The 14,649-nt window shown below is 57.0% G+C and carries 12 protein-coding genes; 8 read left to right on the forward strand and 4 right to left on the reverse strand.

All coding sequences use genetic code 11. The features are described from left to right. Window positions 1-264 precede the first annotated feature (264 nt). Both ETAA8_RS20730 and ETAA8_RS20735 read left to right on the forward strand, forming a co-directional pair. Window positions 265-2,682, forward strand: a complete 2,418-nt coding sequence (locus ETAA8_RS20730; RefSeq protein WP_145092725.1) for a DUF1592 domain-containing protein — start codon at window positions 265-267, stop codon at window positions 2,680-2,682. Continuing rightward, window positions 2,679-4,022 (forward strand): DUF1552 domain-containing protein, encoded by a 1,344-nt coding sequence (locus tag ETAA8_RS20735; RefSeq protein WP_145092728.1) that lies wholly within the window; start codon window positions 2,679-2,681, stop codon window positions 4,020-4,022. The genes ETAA8_RS20730 and ETAA8_RS20735 overlap by 4 nt, the downstream gene beginning before the upstream one ends. 4 nt (window positions 4,023-4,026) lie before the next feature. Here ETAA8_RS20735 and ETAA8_RS20740 read toward each other — a convergent pair whose 3' ends face one another. Further along, window positions 4,027-5,520 carry a sulfatase family protein gene (locus ETAA8_RS20740; protein ID WP_145092731.1) on the reverse strand — a complete coding sequence of 498 codons (1,494 nt, stop codon included), beginning with the start codon at window positions 5,518-5,520 and terminating at the stop codon, window positions 4,027-4,029. Window positions 5,521-5,663: 143 nt separating this feature from the next. Here ETAA8_RS20740 and ETAA8_RS20745 point away from each other — a divergent pair, with 143 nt between their 5' ends. Together ETAA8_RS20745 and ETAA8_RS34800 are read left to right on the forward strand one after the other, a co-directional pair. Continuing rightward, on the forward strand, window positions 5,664-6,833 hold the full coding sequence (locus tag ETAA8_RS20745; RefSeq protein WP_145092733.1) for a tyrosine-type recombinase/integrase: 1,170 nt from the start codon (window positions 5,664-5,666) through the stop codon (window positions 6,831-6,833). Beyond that, a complete protein-coding gene (locus ETAA8_RS34800) occupies window positions 6,830-7,981 on the forward strand; it encodes a tyrosine-type recombinase/integrase (protein WP_202921137.1) in 1,152 nt (383 codons plus the stop codon). The genes ETAA8_RS20745 and ETAA8_RS34800 overlap by 4 nt, the downstream gene beginning before the upstream one ends. A gap of 369 nt (window positions 7,982-8,350) precedes the next feature. On the opposite strand, the gene ETAA8_RS20755 is transcribed toward ETAA8_RS34800, so the two are convergent. The 3 genes from ETAA8_RS20755 to ETAA8_RS20765 all read right to left on the reverse strand — a co-directional run bounded on the left by ETAA8_RS20755 (window position 8,351) and on the right by ETAA8_RS20765 (window position 11,430). Further along, window positions 8,351-8,686, reverse strand: coding sequence for a hypothetical protein (locus ETAA8_RS20755; RefSeq protein WP_145092736.1), 336 nt, complete (start codon window positions 8,684-8,686; stop codon window positions 8,351-8,353). Between the two features lie 875 nt (window positions 8,687-9,561). Then, window positions 9,562-9,870, reverse strand: coding sequence for a helix-turn-helix domain-containing protein (locus ETAA8_RS20760; protein WP_145092739.1), 309 nt, complete (start codon window positions 9,868-9,870; stop codon window positions 9,562-9,564). 96 nt (window positions 9,871-9,966) lie between these two features. Beyond that, the gene (locus ETAA8_RS20765; protein WP_145092742.1) at window positions 9,967-11,430 is read right to left on the reverse strand and encodes a hypothetical protein; all 1,464 of its coding nucleotides are present in this window, start codon (window positions 11,428-11,430) and stop codon (window positions 9,967-9,969) included. Window positions 11,431-11,893: 463 nt separating this feature from the next. Between ETAA8_RS20765 and ETAA8_RS20770 the strand changes: the two genes are divergently transcribed. The 4 genes from ETAA8_RS20770 to ETAA8_RS20785 all read left to right on the forward strand — a co-directional run bounded on the left by ETAA8_RS20770 (window position 11,894) and on the right by ETAA8_RS20785 (window position 14,646). Beyond that, a complete protein-coding gene (locus tag ETAA8_RS20770) occupies window positions 11,894-12,451 on the forward strand; it encodes a hypothetical protein (protein WP_145092745.1) in 558 nt (185 codons plus the stop codon). Between the two features lie 57 nt (window positions 12,452-12,508). After that, a complete protein-coding gene (locus ETAA8_RS20775) occupies window positions 12,509-12,871 on the forward strand; it encodes a DUF1257 domain-containing protein (protein ID WP_145092748.1) in 363 nt (120 codons plus the stop codon). A gap of 4 nt (window positions 12,872-12,875) precedes the next feature. Further along, window positions 12,876-13,070, forward strand: a complete 195-nt coding sequence (locus ETAA8_RS20780) for a DUF2997 domain-containing protein (protein WP_145092751.1) — start codon at window positions 12,876-12,878, stop codon at window positions 13,068-13,070. 94 nt (window positions 13,071-13,164) lie between these two features. Further along, window positions 13,165-14,646: an AAA family ATPase gene (locus ETAA8_RS20785; protein WP_145092754.1), complete on the forward strand. Its 1,482-nt coding sequence runs from the start codon at window positions 13,165-13,167 to the stop codon at window positions 14,644-14,646. Window positions 14,647-14,649 lie beyond the last annotated feature (3 nt).

The raw sequence follows: 14,649 nt of genomic DNA on the forward strand, positions 1-14,649 counted from the left end.
CCGATTGTTGAACAGCGATGTTTTGTAAGTCTCTAAAAAACAAGGCCTTACGACGGCAGCGTGTTCAACAATGAGGCTGAATGTTGAACATGTTGGTAAAACCTGATGCTGCGATTTCGCTTCGCAGGGCGAGGAGATTGGAATGACGTGCCTGCGTTTGCGGCTTGTTCGCGCTTTCCTGCGGACGAGGGCAAGGTTATGATCGAGACTCCTCCCGCCTGCAACCTTCCTTGGTCGCCCCGCCTTTCGTGAGCAGAGTTCGCTATGCGTCTTGGTTTCTTGATTGCGCTCCTCTCACTATCGGGATTTTCCATTGCAACAGCGCAAGAGTCAGGAAACAGTAGTGCCAAGCCTGATCTAACCAAGGATCTGTTCGCTTACGTCAATAAGAACTGCCTGCACTGCCACGGCGAGAAAGAAGGGAAGGCTGACGTCCGCCTGCACTCGTATAAGGACGAGCTATCGATCGTGAAGGGGCGGAAAGTCTGGGAGCATGTAGTCGACATGGTCGAAGCGGGCGAAATGCCCCCCAAAGACAAGCCTCAGCCGATGGCCAGCGACACGACCGCCTTCCTCGCTGCCGTGAAAGGCGTTTTCTTGCGGGCTGATCAGAATGCCAAGCCCGATCCAGGGCGGGTGACTGTTCGCCGCCTCAACCGGACCGAATACAACAACACGATTCGCGATTTGGTAGGCGTTGATTTTAACGCGGCCGAAGATTTTCCCTCGGACGACGTCGGCCACGGCTTCGATAACATTGGCGACGTGCTCACACTGTCGCCGGTGCTGATGGAACGTTACCTGGCCGCGGCTGAAGGCATTATGAAGCGGGCCATCGTGGTGGAAGTGCCCAAGTCGCCCACGCGCTGGCAAGGCGGCCAGTACTTGGAACCTGCTGGTGGCAACGTACCCAAGCAAAAATGGCGCCCCATCAGTGCCAAGGACGAGACGGCACAGTTCACTGGTCCTCTGCATACCCAATATCAAAACCTGCCGCCCGGCGAGTATCAGTTCCGCGTCCGCACCTATGCCACCACGGAAGGCAAAGAGCCGGTGAAGGTTGTCGTCCTCGCCGTCGGTAAAGAATTGGCGGAACCCGATCCTGTGGACCGCGGTGCGAATATTGTCGGCGGCACCAAGGCCTTCCGCTCCTTCAAGATTCTGAAGGAGTTCACCGTCGATGCCCGTGAGGACAAGAAGGCTCAGAACCTGGAACTCGATTTCACGATGCCCCAGGGAATGGACCGGATGGCTGTCGGCTTGCTGAAGGCGGCCGATGGCGAACCGTTGCAAACCCTGCATGTCGAGAATTTCGCACTGACGGGTCCGAAAGATATGCGTCCAGCGACGCAACTAAAATTGCTTCGTTGCAGCCCTGAGAAGCCGCAGGCCGAACAGACTCGCGAAGTCCTGCTGCGGTTTGCTTCCCGCGCGTATCGCCGACCAGCTACAACGGCGGAAGTGGATCGGCTCTGCCAACTGGCAGAGGCAGCCCTGGCGAGCGGCGAAAAATGGGAAGGAGCCATGCAGTTCGCGATGCAGGCTGTGTTGGTCTCGCCCAAGTTTCTCTTTCGCCTGGAACTCGACGATCGGCCCCAGGCGGCCGAGTCGCGGGCGCTGGATGAATTTCAACTCGCTTCACGCTTGTCGTATTTCATTTGGAGTTCCATGCCCGACGACGAACTCTTTCGCCTCGCGCTCAAGGGGCAATTGTCGGCGAATCTCGAACCCCAAGTTCGCCGCATGCTGAAGGATCCGCGCTCGGTCGCCCTTTACAAGAATTTCGCCGTCCAATGGCTGCAACTCGGGCGGCTGCAAATGCATTCGCCGGATAAAACGCTGTTCAAGGACTTCAACGACAGCCTGCGGCAAGACATGCTGCGCGAGACGGAGTTGTTCTTCCTGGCCATTGTGCAAGAGGACCGCAGCATTCTCGATCTGATAAATGCGGATTTCACTTACCTGAATGAACGCCTCGGCAACCACTACGGCATTCTCGATGACACCGGCACCACTTGGGCAACGAAGAAGAACCGCCCCAATCGTCCAAAGCTACCGCGGGAAGAGTTCGTCCGCGTCCAACTGGCCGACGATCAACGGGGCGGCCTCCTTACGATGGCCAGTGTACTGACGGTTACCTCCAATCCCACTCGAACGTCGCCGGTCAAACGTGGCAGGTGGGTGCTGGAACAGATTCTTGGTACTCCGCCGCCGCCACCGCCACCCGATGTGCCAGAACTAAAGGAAAGTGCGGAACTGAAGGGGACGCTTCGCGAGCGAATGGCTCAGCACATGGCGAATCCCGCCTGCGCCAACTGCCACGCGAAAATGGACCCGATCGGCTTTGCCTTTGAGAATTTCGACGCCGTGGGCAAGTACCGCTGGGAAGAGGAAAAGCAGAAGATTGATCCTGCCGGTACTTTGCCGGATGGTCAGTCATTTGCCGGGCCCGCCGAGTTAAAGAAGATCATTCAGTCGAAAAAAGAGTTGTTTGGCCGCAACCTGGCAGAGAAAATGCTGACATACGGCCTGGGTCGCGGCCTCGAATATTACGACCGTCCGACTATTCAGAAAATTGTCGGCGGCCTTGCTGCCGACGACTACAAGTTCTCCCGCCTGGTAATTGAGATCGCCAAGAGCGAGCCGTTTCGTAACCGCCGAGGAAAGGATCCTGCCAAATGACGAGCCCCATTTCCCGCCGAACCGTGTTGCGTGGCCTTGGTGTTTCTCTCACGCTGCCGTGGCTCGAAGCCATGGGCTCGGTCTCTTCGTGGGCTGCTGATGCTGGCTCGCGCAAGTCGGCCACAGCGCCGGTGCGCATGGCTTTCCTCTATGTTCCCAACGGCAAGAACATGGCTGACTGGACGCCGACCGCTGAAGGCACCAACTACGAACTGCCCCACATTCTCAAACCACTCGAAGAACTCCGGCACGACTTCAACGTCCTCACCGGGCTCACCGCCGACAAGGCTCGTCCCCATGGCGATGGTGGCGGCGATCATGCTCGCGCGCTCGGCGCGTTCTTGACCGGTGCTCAACCTCGCAAGACCGACGGCACCGACATTCGCAGCGGCATCTCGGTGGACCAGGTCGCTGCTTCGCGAATTGGCGATCAGACTCGTCTCGCCTCGCTGGAACTTGGTTGCGAAGCAGGCTCGATGGCCGGCAATTGCGACTCGGGTTATAGCTGCGTCTATTCCTCGACTATGTCCTGGCGCTCGGCCACTCAGCCCTTGCCCAAGGAAGTGAATCCCAAGCTGATCTTCGAGCGAATGTTCACCACCACTCCCGCCAAGGACCGCGTCGAACGCGATCAAAAGCGCAAGAGCGTGCTCGACTTTGTGCGTGAAGATGCGAAGGATCTCAGCGGCAAATTGAGCAGTAACGATGTCCGCAAGTTAGACGAATACTTCTCTGCTGTTCGCGATATCGAACAGCGGATCGATCGCGCCTCGCACTTGCCGGAAGTGAAGACTCCGGACTTCCCGGTTCCTGCCGGCGTTCCCAAGGACTATGCCGAGCACATTCGCCTGATGTGCGACCTGATGGTTCTTGCCTTCCAGACCGACGTCACTCGCGTGGCCACGTTCGTGCTTGCCAACGAAGGAAGCAACAAACCCTACTCATTCATCGGTGTGAACGAAGGGCATCACGACCTGTCGCATCACGGCAACGACGCGAAGAAGAAGGAAAAGATTCGCGACATCAATACCTTCCACACGTCACAATTCGCTTACCTGCTGAAGAAGCTGAAGTCGATTCCGGAAGGTGGTGGCACGCTGCTGGACAACTGCCAGATCGCTTATGGCAGCGGTAACTCGGATGGCAATGCTCACAACCACGACAACCTGCCAATCCTGCTCGCAGGCCGTGGTGGCGGCACCATCCAAACCGGCCGTCACATCAAGTATCAGAACGAAACGCCCCTCAACAACCTTTGGCTTTCGATGCTCGAGCGTGTAGATGTTCGCTTGCCGTTCCTCGGCGACAGCACCGGCGCACTCAAGGGCTTGAACGGGTGAGCGTTTACTCGCTCAGCCCTGCTGGTCGCAAGCCCGCCCCTTTGACTTGTGAGAGTGAATCACCAAGCTCGGAGCGAAACTGGTCGCCAAGTTTGGATAGTTCAGTGACGATTGCTGCGTTGTCAGCAGCCACGTTTTTCATTTCCCCAGGGTCGGCCAGTAAATCGAACAACGACTGTTCGATCTTCTCGACCCGATAGCCGTGCCGGCTGGCGATCCCGCGAATGCCCGATTGTTCGATGGAGTTCGGCTTCATGTTGGCAAAGTTGGCCGGCTTGCCACCAACTCCCGGCGGACCAGCGACCGTGAGATATTCGTGCGGAAAATGAAGCTTCCAGTTTCTTTTGCGAACGGCGTGCAACTCACTGGCCGAGTAGTAAGCAAACGAGTCTCGCCCTTGCGATTGCTCTTTACCTAGCAGCAGCGGAGATAGGTCGACACCATCGATTGCAAGCGTCGGCAACTTCGCCCCAGTGATAGTCGCCAAAGAAGGAAGCAGATCAAGCGCAGTGATCAGCTCGTTCCGCACCTGAGCAGCCGGAACCTTACTGGGCCAGCGGACGATGAAGGGCATCCGGTGACCTCCTTCGAAAGTCGTAAGTTTGCCTTCGCGAAATGGTTCCGCGCGCCCCGCATGATCGCCATAGCTCAAAAAAGGCCCATTGTCTGAGAGGAAGATCACCAGCGTATTCTCGGCCAACTGCAAGTCGTCGAGAGCACGCATGAGTTCGCCAACGCCAGCATCGAGTTCTTCCACCACATCGCCATACAACCCGCGCTTCGACTTTCCCTTGAACTCGGGCGACGCAAAGATAGGTACGTGTGGCATCACCTGCGGCAAATATAAAAAGAAGGGTTTGTCTTTGTTCGCCGTGACGAATTCGATCGACAACCTGGTGAACCGCTTGGTGAACTGCGATTGATCGGGATCGGTCTCAGTCACTTCATCGTTGCGATAAAACGGAAGAGCCGGTATGTCGCGCACCGTCGGGTGGAGTGGACCGTTATCATTTGAGTAGGGAAGACCCGCCCATTGATCGAAGCCGTTGCGAGTGGGAAAAAAGACCGGCTTGGTTCCCAAATGCCACTTCCCAAAGCAAGCTGTGGCATATCCCCGCTTATGCAACAATTCGGGCAGCAGCAGTTCATCGGCATGAATGCCGACTTTGCTTGTATGATTGAGCGCGCCCGCCATCCCGATGCGATGCGGATAGCAACCACTCATCAGTGCCGCCCGCGACGCAGTGCAAACAGACTGTGCGACGCAGAAACTCGTATATCTCGTTCCTTCCTTCGCCAGTCGATCGATGTTTGGCGTGCGAATATCTCTGGCACCATAGCAACCAAGATCGGCATAGCCCAGGTCGTCGGCAAGTATTAGCACTATGTTAGGTACACGACTAGATGCTGCATTCTGCTCGGCAATTACCGGCCGAAACGAGATGCAAAACAGGCCGGCAGCAATGATTAGTGTAGCTAATCTGTGTAGCAAACGCATAAAATATCCGTGCGATGGAGCGTGTGAACAAGCCGACCACGGGGGTTTCACCGAGGTTACGAGCAACGGTGACAGTATCGGGGCGCGAAAATAAGCGGTCAACCAAGCTGAAAGAGAACTGTTTCGTGGGTAGAAAACGGAAGGTGCGACGGCAACAGCACGGCTCGGTTTGGCACTGGAAGCAGACCGACGCCTGGTACTACACGTTACCGGGCACGAAGAAGCGAATGCCCCTCTTCGACGAACAGGGTGAACGCATCAAGGGACTGGCAAGGCGAGACGAGGCCGAGCGCACCTTTGCCAAGATCAAGGTAACTCTGGCCGACAATGGCCCAGGCTACACCCCCGAGGGGGAGTGGATCGTGGCTCGCGTTTGCTCAGACTACCTTCAGTACTGCGAACGGGGCGTTTCGAAGGCGGCCACCAGTGCAGGGCATCACCGCAGCGCGAAGATGTGGCTTAATGACCTTTGTGCCTACTGTGGTGCCCTCCCTGTTTCGCAACTCAAGAAGGGGCACATCACGACCTGGATCGAAGCCCACTCGTCGTGGCGCAGCACCGAGACTCATCGCGGGGTTTTATCCGTCGTGCTGGCAGCCTTCAATCGAGCCGAAGAAATGTTCGGTGTGGCCAATCCGCTCAAAGGGCTTAAGAAGCCAACACCCAAGCCCCGCCTGCAGTCGATTACTCCGGACGATGAACAGGTGATTTACGACAACCTGGAACCGCAGTTCCGAAACTTTCTGTTTGCTGCTGTTCATACCGGACTGCGGCCCTTTTGTGAACTGGCGCAACTGAAGGCCGAACATATCGAACAGACGCCGCGCGGGATGATGTGGCGAGTCTATTCCAGCAAGACGAAGAAAACTCGCAAGATTCCCGTGCGTCCCGAAGTGGCCAAGCTTGTCACGCAACTTCTGAAGGACGCACCGCCCGGTTCTAACCTGCCGCTGTTCCGAAACACCAAGGGTGGGCAATGGAAGCGGATGACGGGCGTGGTGAGGTTTGGCAACCTGCGGAAGAAGTTGAAATGGGATCAGGACCCGGTTCGGAGCAAATACACCTGCTACACCTGCCGGCATACGTTTGTGCATCGGATGCTTTCGGGCTACTGGACGAGCGGCGTCGGCTGTTCGATCGAGACGGTTGCTGAACTGATTGGGGATACCCCGAAGGTTGCTTTCGACCACTACGGTCGCGAATGGGGGCAGCATTATCAGGCCCCACTTTGGGCCGCGATCGGCGAACAACCCAAGGCGCAGAACATCGCCCAGCCAAAGGGAACTAAGGCTGACAAGAAGGTGCGCGCATGAGCTCGAAAAAGTTGACTACAACCCATACGACTCAATCTCGGCGTCGGGCGCATGGATCTGCCTGGCATTGGCAGCAGACCGACGCGTGGTACTTTACGCCTCCGGGCACGAAACGCCGTGTGGCGCTGCTCGACTCCTCCGGCAAACGAATCAAGGGCAAATCGAACAAGCAGGCCGCAGAATTGGCACTGGCTCGATTGAAATCGCGCGCGGATTGGAAACCATCACCCGAGGAACCGATCGCGCCGAAACCAGTCGTGCTCGTCGCCACGGTGTGTTCGGATTACGTCCAGCACTGCGAAACGAGAGTAAAGGGCAAGCATTTGGGAGCAGAAGGCGGCGACCACATTCGACGAACCCTGAACGATTTAGCGAGCTACTGCGGCGCTTTGCCGCTCGAGCAACTGCAAAAGGGGCATCTCGAACACTGGGTCGAAACTCATCCCAACTGGCGATCTCCAGTGACCAAGCGAAACGCACTTACGGCCGTATTGGCTGCGTTTGAATTCGCTAGCGAAAGTTATGGAGTGGTAAACCCGTTACGTGGGTTTCCGAAGCCGCCACCACGGCCGCGGCTCCAGTCCCTCAGTCCCGAAGATGAACAGGCCCTTTATGGTGCTGCTGACAAGCCATTTCGGGATTTTCTGTTCGCGGCGATTCACACTGGCCTCAGGCCCTTCTGTGAACTCGCGAAGCTTCGTGTATGCGACGTGGAGTTGCAATCAGGCGGGATGCTTTGGCGAGTTTATTCAACCAAGACAAAGAAGTCCCGCAAGATTCCAGTCCGATCAGAAGTGGCGAAGTTGTTGATGCGGCGAGTAGGTACCGCCGCAAAGGATGCTCCTTTGTTCCCCAATCCGCAGGGAAGGCCGTGGAAAAAGGTTACTGGCAAAGCGAGGTTTTCGAAGATGAGGAAGGACTTAGGCTGGGATACCGATCCAATTCGCAAAGGCTATTCTTGTTACACATGCCGCCATACGTTTGCCCATCGCTTGCTCTCCGGTTATTGGAACAACGGCGCGGGTTGCACGATCGAGACATTGGCCGAGCTGATGGGCAACACGCCTCAAGTGGCATTTGCTCACTATGGCCGAGAGTGGGGCAAGCACTATCAGGACCCGCTGTGGGCAGCCATTGGAGTTAGCTGAAAACAATTTGCAGTGCTAAGTACTCTAGTCTGCTGGTAAGTCAGAAACTAGGTTTTGAATCCAGCGCATCTGCCATTCCGCCGTTCGCTGAACGACACTGCTGCAGCACCGATGCTCACGCATCGTTCGAAATGTCGATCGTCTGCGCCGAAGCGCAGGCGACCGTTATGTTCAATTCGTCAGTAGTTGAAGTTCCTTGGAAACGAAAAATGGCCCGCCTCAGCAGGCGGGCCTGGGTGGAGTTTATCCCTGCTCCGGTCAAGATTCCAGTGCCTTCATTAGGCCGAAAATGCAATTGCATCAGCAGATCGCGGTCGACAACCAAGCGATGACTGCAGAGTGGCATCACTGATTTTCGACACCAATGAATCAGCCGAGAATTTGCGCTAGGGCGCTGATCGCTGACTTGGCGGCGTCAATTCCACCCAGCTGATCCACGAGTTTTTTGGCCTTTACGAGTTGCTCGATGCTGCTTCCCCCGCTCGCGGTTGCCGGCACCTTGCCTGGCTTACGTCCCCGTTTACCAATCACTCCGCCTTTTCGTTTGGCGTTAGAGAGGACGGTACTCACAAATTGCGGAGTTACTTCCATTCCAGTCTTACTCAGAGCTTCAGCGATTTCCTTCGGAGATGCGGAGGGGTTGGTTACCTTGTAGTTGCGAATTGCAAGTGATTTGTTTGGGCCTGATTTGGCTTTCTTGGCCATCCGACGGACTCCTGGCTGGCTTGTAAAGGAAATTCCTCAAGCAATTGAGCCTAGTTGCGGTCTCAGAATTCGTCAAATCATTGTCCAGGAGAGGTTTACCGATTTATGCAATGACAGGGGCTGACATACCCTGCGGGCAACAACCTCAGATCAAGATAGCTGGTCAGGATTGGAGTAGTGGTTCAGTTTGAAATCTGATTTTCCGAAACGGCTCCACTGCGCGTTAGGCTAATCCTCACCCAACTGCCCAGACGTTGGAATTGTGCCGTCGCCGACCAAAGTTCTTGCGGAACGCCGGTACTTGAGTTGATTCACGTGACCCGATTGATCAACGAAATTGACAGGTCGGTTGCGAGGAACGAGGCAGCCTCCGATCATTGGCTAGGCCCATTCGAGGGATCGTAGCTTGATCAGCTCCAAAGAAAAAATAATAGCGAGCCTCTCAAGTCGATCGCGATGAGTTCGAAGTTGTTTTGCTGCCAATCCCGGCATCGCTAAGGTGAAGCGAACCCTTGGCGAAGACAAACTGGCCGGCCGTCTACACGATCTCCTACCAAACTGGCGCTCAGCTAAATTTTCTCGTATTTTGCGTCATTATATAGTGAGAACATAGTTAGATTTCAGCTTCGGTGATGCCGCCGACGTAGTAATCCGGCTGTGCCACCCGCCTGATACCTTCGCACCGTGTCGCCTCTCGTCGGCGCGAGCCACTCTGCAAATAGATGGCGCCATCTAGCCCCAGAATTCAGCGTTTCTCTTGCGGCGCGCACGAAAGAATCGGCTGTGGTAGGCTCGTTGAATCGCGCATACAGCCGAGGCAGTAGCCGCTGCTAAATTATCGACGAAATTGTGGCATAAGAAGATGAGAACGGAAATTAGCTGTTGGTCGGCCTTCCTAGCGGAACCGTAATTCCAGGCAGCGCGTGGGAGGGCACTGGCAGTTGGCGCTGCGGCACACGTTTGGGCGTGACTCGCATGAGTTCCAACAAACGGTCGACCTCTTTCGCGGGGATTCTGATCCGCCCTTGTCCTTTCGCCCCTCCTTGCAGGTAGTTGATGTTGACCCTCTGACCGCGGATTTCCAGCAGCCCATAGTCTGACTGTCCGAGCCAGTCGTAGAGCGTCGCGACGGAAATCCCCAGCCTGTGGGCAGCTTCGGCTGGTTTGAAGAAGTTATCATCCACGGTCGGATCGCCCCATTGGTGATGTAAGGTTTCACCAAGAGGGGAAATCCGGTCAACGTGACTTAGAGCTTCTGTTCGTAATATCCAGTTTTGCGGTTACCGTTCTTCGCCACGAAGAACCTTCGTCGCCTCGGCCCAAGCGATCTTTACCGTTCGTGACCTGCCAGGATGAGAGGGGCAAAGACCGCATGCTTCGAGCGGTTCGAACTGCTTAAACACATCGAGCTCGATGGTGAATTTCAACGGGTTCCCACAATAGCGGCAGTTGTAGTTCCGGCGAGTCGCGACTTGCTGGGCCAGCTCGGTCAGGCGGGCGAGCAGCTTGATCTTATCGTCAGCACTGAGCTGCGGTTTGGGGCTCGAATCAGCCGACTTTGGCTGCTGATAGACGGGCTTCCGGCGGATCCGCTTAGCGCTCTTGTCGAGGGTGCGGCGCGCGTTGACCATTTCGCCGTAAATGCAAAATAAACGATGAAGGGCGCCAATCAGTCGGCGGTCATTAGGCGCTTCCCACAGCCGAGGGACCAGTGGTGCGATCAGTGGCGCACGATCCATGAGCATCAACAGAGGCAGACCACCGAACTCCGGTTGAGGAAGGTAGATCTTTTCGAAGTGTTCCTTCGCAACGGGAGTTAAATTTTCAGCCAAGCACCGTTGGACCCAACCCATACAGGCCTGAATGTAGGTCGCGACTGCGAAATGCCCGGCCCAGCCAAGCTCTACCAAACCGGCTTTCACGAGTTCAGGCGACATCCGTTTGGCAGTTCGTTTCAGCATCCCGGTCAGAGCCTTGATCACGTTGCTGTGTGGGCCCGAAAACCATGCGTCGAATGCCCCGCCGGAATCATCGCGGTGATTCGCCAGAGCCTCACACAAACAAGCGTCAAACTCAGCTTTGTCGCTCACTGGAAGACTAACGTCAAGCCGCTCGAACAGCGCTGCATGGACGAGCTCTCTAACCTGTTCGTCGGTGCAAGAAAGAGGATCCTGCAATGCCGCAGCGCACAAGCCATAGGCGATTGCGACCTTGTTGCTTGGATGCTGGTCGCCATCATCCCGCGCAGCATCCGATCCGAGGGCAAGTAAACGTTTGATGGAGCCGACCTCATCGGGCAAGATTGTGCGACTGATACTACCCGCCAATACGCCCGGACGAATTGCTAGATCCGCTGCCGAAGAGAAACTGCGCCGTTGCCGCAGGCTGCGGCAACGATACCAGCGATAGCACAGAACGTGTACTTGATCGGCGAAGGACTGGTCGGCCGAAACAGGTTTGACGTTCGCGAGAATGGCCGGCCCGAACGCGCAACACTGGCTAATAAAAGCCTGCGCTTGAACCCGCGGCACCACTCGCAAATTGCCAGCCGAATCGCTGACTACGAGAAACTCTAGGGGGAGGTGGGCGGGATCATTGGTGGTGACATCTGCGGGCAATGTCCACTGCATCACCTGCACGGGTTGCAATTTCGGCAACCGCGTTAACCGTTCCTCACCGACGGTTGACCACCGCACTTTGATTTCACCGTACGCCGAATTGCACTGGGAAATATCAACGCTCATCGGAAGACCTCTGAAATGGAGTAGCTGAAGGGCTGGCCGGTAAAGCGGTCGAGCCCAGGGGAATCGCAAACGCTTCTGAAATCCTGTCCGGTTTGAGTATCTCCGAACAAGAGCGGAATTATTTTCTCTTCACGTTGCACTAAATCGCGGCAACACCGCACAGTTTCGGAACGCTCGCAAAGTACGGCCAGATAAAGAGATGCGTCGCCTTGGCGTCCTCGCTCGCGACGTTATCGATCATCAAAAACAACCTGTTTCAGAGCGATCCGCAAATCAACGGACCACGGTGTCGTGGCCCCGGATCGACTGATCTTTCCAGGAGCAACCATGTTTCGATCCGAAGTGCTGGGAGCCTTTGCGCTCCTCGCGCTGCTGCTCACGTTTGCGCTCGCCCGAGAAATTCGGCTGCGGCGAGCCTTGCAGCGATTACTTGTCCGAATGTTTAAGCCTAGGAGAACAAACCATGAATCGACGACTGATCCCGCTCGGGATGAGTCTGCCGCTCTTGATGAGCGGCTGTAGTCCCCCTGGCGATCAGCGCCTCGCGCAGTTCGCCGAACTGAGCGTGCAACAACAAGCTCGGCAGAATGAGGCGATGGCCACCAACGTTCAAGAGTTGACGCGCGCCACCGATGACCTCGTCAAAGCAGACGCGGCAGCGCGACAGGAGTTGCTCACTGCTAGTCGCGAGCAGCAGTCGGCCTTTCGTCAGGCCACCGCTCAAATCGATCAGTCCAGGCAACTTCTCGATCGAGAACGACAAGCTTTGGCAGAGGAACGGGCGCGTGAGACGCGGTCCGTGACCGTGCTCAGCGCTCTGCTGGTTCTGGCACCGGTACTGTTCCCTTTCGCGCTGATTGCCTACCTGCTGTATTTAGCCCGCCAACCCGATCCCGACGATGCGACGCTGACCGAAGTCCTGCTCTCGGAATTGACCAGCGACGCACCGCGGCTGTTCACAGTGAGCACCGAACCGGCCCGGCTAGAACGAGACGATTTGACCGACAGTCCAGAGGAGTGACCAAGCTAGTCCTGTAAACGTTAACACAACCGTTCATTTTTCAAGGAGCCTTATTTCATGTCCCACATTGTGCAGATTCAGACTCAGGTGCGCGATCCAGTCGCGATCGCCAGTGCCTGCGAGCGGCTACGCTTGTCTCCACCGATCCACCGCACCGTGCAGCTCTTCAGCCGCCAGGAGACGGGCCTCGCCGTCGAACTCCCCGGATGGCGCTACCCGGTCGTCTGCCAACTCGCCTCAGGCGAAGTCCGGTACGACAACTACAACGGTCGCTGGGGCGCGCAAGCCGAACTCGACCGGCTGTTGCAAACTTACGCCATCGAAAAAACTAAACTCGAAGCGCGCCGCAAAGGACATCGCGTCACCGAGCAGTCGTTACAAGATGGTTCCGTCAAACTCGTTATTCATGTGGGAGCCTAAGCCGATGCCGATCATTGAAGTCATCGTCTCTCCCCAGGGAGCCACGCAGGTCACCACCCGTGGTTTCGCGGGAAACAGCTGCCAGGCTGCCAGCCAGTCGCTCGAAGCGGCCCTCGGCCTCCGCCAAGCCGAACAGCTCACGCCGGAGTTTTATCAGCAGCAGGCTACCAACCTCGCGCAGTCTCAAGGGCAACGTTAGCCCTCTCCTGGCGGCCACGCACAGATGCGCTGAGCGCATCTGTTTCTACTCGCAGCCGTTTTTCTCAACAACCTACGTTAATAAGGAACCGACGATGTCGCTTACCCAGCGATTGGAAGAACTCGTGCGCGCTTGCTTCACAGGAATCTGGATCGAGTCGCATGAACATGAAGAAGCCCTCCTGGAGATTGCCCAACTCTGCCACGCGCAGAGTTGGCGATTCGCTGTCTGGGATATCCAGCAAGGGTTGAAGCTCGCTGGCCTAGAGGCGGCACCGCTCGCCGCCGATCCCCTCGCGGCCATTCAAGTGGCCGGTACGCTGCCAGCATCCGACCAGCCCACGATTGTCGTGCTAGTCAACTTTCACCGGTTTCTCCAAGGAGCGGAGACGGTGCAAGCTTTGGCCCATCAGGTAGTGAGCGGTAAGCAGTCGCGCACTTCAATGGTCATCCTGGCGCATCAAGTAGCTCTGCCGCCCGAACTCGAAAAGCAGTTTGTCGTAGTGGAGCATGCCTTGCCGGGCCGTCGGCAACTGGCGGAGATCGCCCGCGGGATCGCCACGCAAGAGGATGAACTTCCACCCGAAATGGAATTCGAGCGGGTGCTCGACGCCGCGCTCGGTCTGACTCGTTACGAGGCCGAAGGTGCGTTTTCCCTGTCGCTCATTCGCCATGGTCGCTTGTCGGCCGAGGTGCTGTGGGAACAGAAAGCCCAGCTGCTCAAGAAGAGTGGTCTCCTCACCTTGCACCGGGGTGGGGAATCGTTCGCGCAGCTCGGCGGGCTGGAGTCCTTGAAAGCCTTTTGTCTGCGGGCCATGCGCCGGCAAGGGGAAGCTAATCCCCTGCTGCGGCCGCGGGGCGTGCTCTTGTTATCGCCACCTGGTTGCGGCAAAAGCCAGTTTGCCAAGGCCTTGGGCCGTGAGACAGGCCGGCCAACGCTGGTCCTGGACTTGGGAGCCATGCTCGGCAGTCTGGTTGGCGAGTCGGAGCGCAATCTGCGGCAAGCCTTGCAGGTGGTCGATGCCATGGCGCCCTGCGTCTTGTTTCTTGATGAATTAGAGAAAGGACTCGCGGGAGTCTCTGGCAGCGGCGACTCGGGAGTTTCGGCCAGGCTCTTTGGCCAGTTGTTGGTCTGGTTGAACGACCATACCAGCGACGTATTCTTCGTCGGGACCTGCAACGATGTCAGTCGGCTACCACCTGAGTTTGCGCGGGCCGAACGCTTTGATGGGCTGGTCTTCATCGACCTCCCCAATGCAACGCAGCGCCAGCAGATCTGGGAACTCTATCTGGCGACGTTCGGGCTCGATCCGCAGCAGGCTCGTCCCTGTGATGAGCAGTGGACGGGCGCAGAGGTCCGCGCTTGCTGCCGCTTGGCGGCCTTACTCGATGTTCCCCTGACTGTGGCTGCCCAGAACATTGCTCCGATCGCGGTCACCGCAGCGGAGTCGGTGGAACGGTTGCGGACGTGGGCCAGCGGCCGCTGCCTTGCCGCCGATCAACCAGGAATCTACGAGCACGGAGCCAGTCTTACTCCGGCGCGGCGTAAGGTCAGTCGGGCGGCCCAGCAGAACTAATTT

The organism is Anatilimnocola aggregata, assembly GCF_007747655.1.
GTDB classification, from domain to species: domain Bacteria; phylum Planctomycetota; class Planctomycetia; order Pirellulales; family Pirellulaceae; genus Anatilimnocola; species Anatilimnocola aggregata.

Excerpts from the sequence above, each read along its gene's own strand:
- ETAA8_RS20730 (WP_145092725.1), top strand. The coding sequence starts at position 265 with ATGCGTCTTGGTTTCTTGATTGCGCTCCTCTCACTATCGGGATTTTCC.
- ETAA8_RS20735 (WP_145092728.1), top strand. The coding sequence starts at position 2,679 with ATGACGAGCCCCATTTCCCGCCGAACCGTGTTGCGTGGCCTTGGTGTT.
- ETAA8_RS20740 (WP_145092731.1), bottom strand. The coding sequence starts at position 5,520 with ATGCGTTTGCTACACAGATTAGCTACACTAATCATTGCTGCCGGCCTG.
- ETAA8_RS34800 (WP_202921137.1), top strand. The coding sequence starts at position 6,830 with ATGAGCTCGAAAAAGTTGACTACAACCCATACGACTCAATCTCGGCGT.
- ETAA8_RS20755 (WP_145092736.1), bottom strand. The coding sequence starts at position 8,686 with ATGGCCAAGAAAGCCAAATCAGGCCCAAACAAATCACTTGCAATTCGC.
- ETAA8_RS20765 (WP_145092742.1), bottom strand. The coding sequence starts at position 11,430 with ATGAGCGTTGATATTTCCCAGTGCAATTCGGCGTACGGTGAAATCAAA.
- ETAA8_RS20770 (WP_145092745.1), top strand. The coding sequence starts at position 11,894 with ATGAATCGACGACTGATCCCGCTCGGGATGAGTCTGCCGCTCTTGATG.
- ETAA8_RS20775 (WP_145092748.1), top strand. The coding sequence starts at position 12,509 with ATGTCCCACATTGTGCAGATTCAGACTCAGGTGCGCGATCCAGTCGCG.
- ETAA8_RS20780 (WP_145092751.1), top strand. The coding sequence starts at position 12,876 with ATGCCGATCATTGAAGTCATCGTCTCTCCCCAGGGAGCCACGCAGGTC.
- ETAA8_RS20785 (WP_145092754.1), top strand. The coding sequence starts at position 13,165 with ATGTCGCTTACCCAGCGATTGGAAGAACTCGTGCGCGCTTGCTTCACA.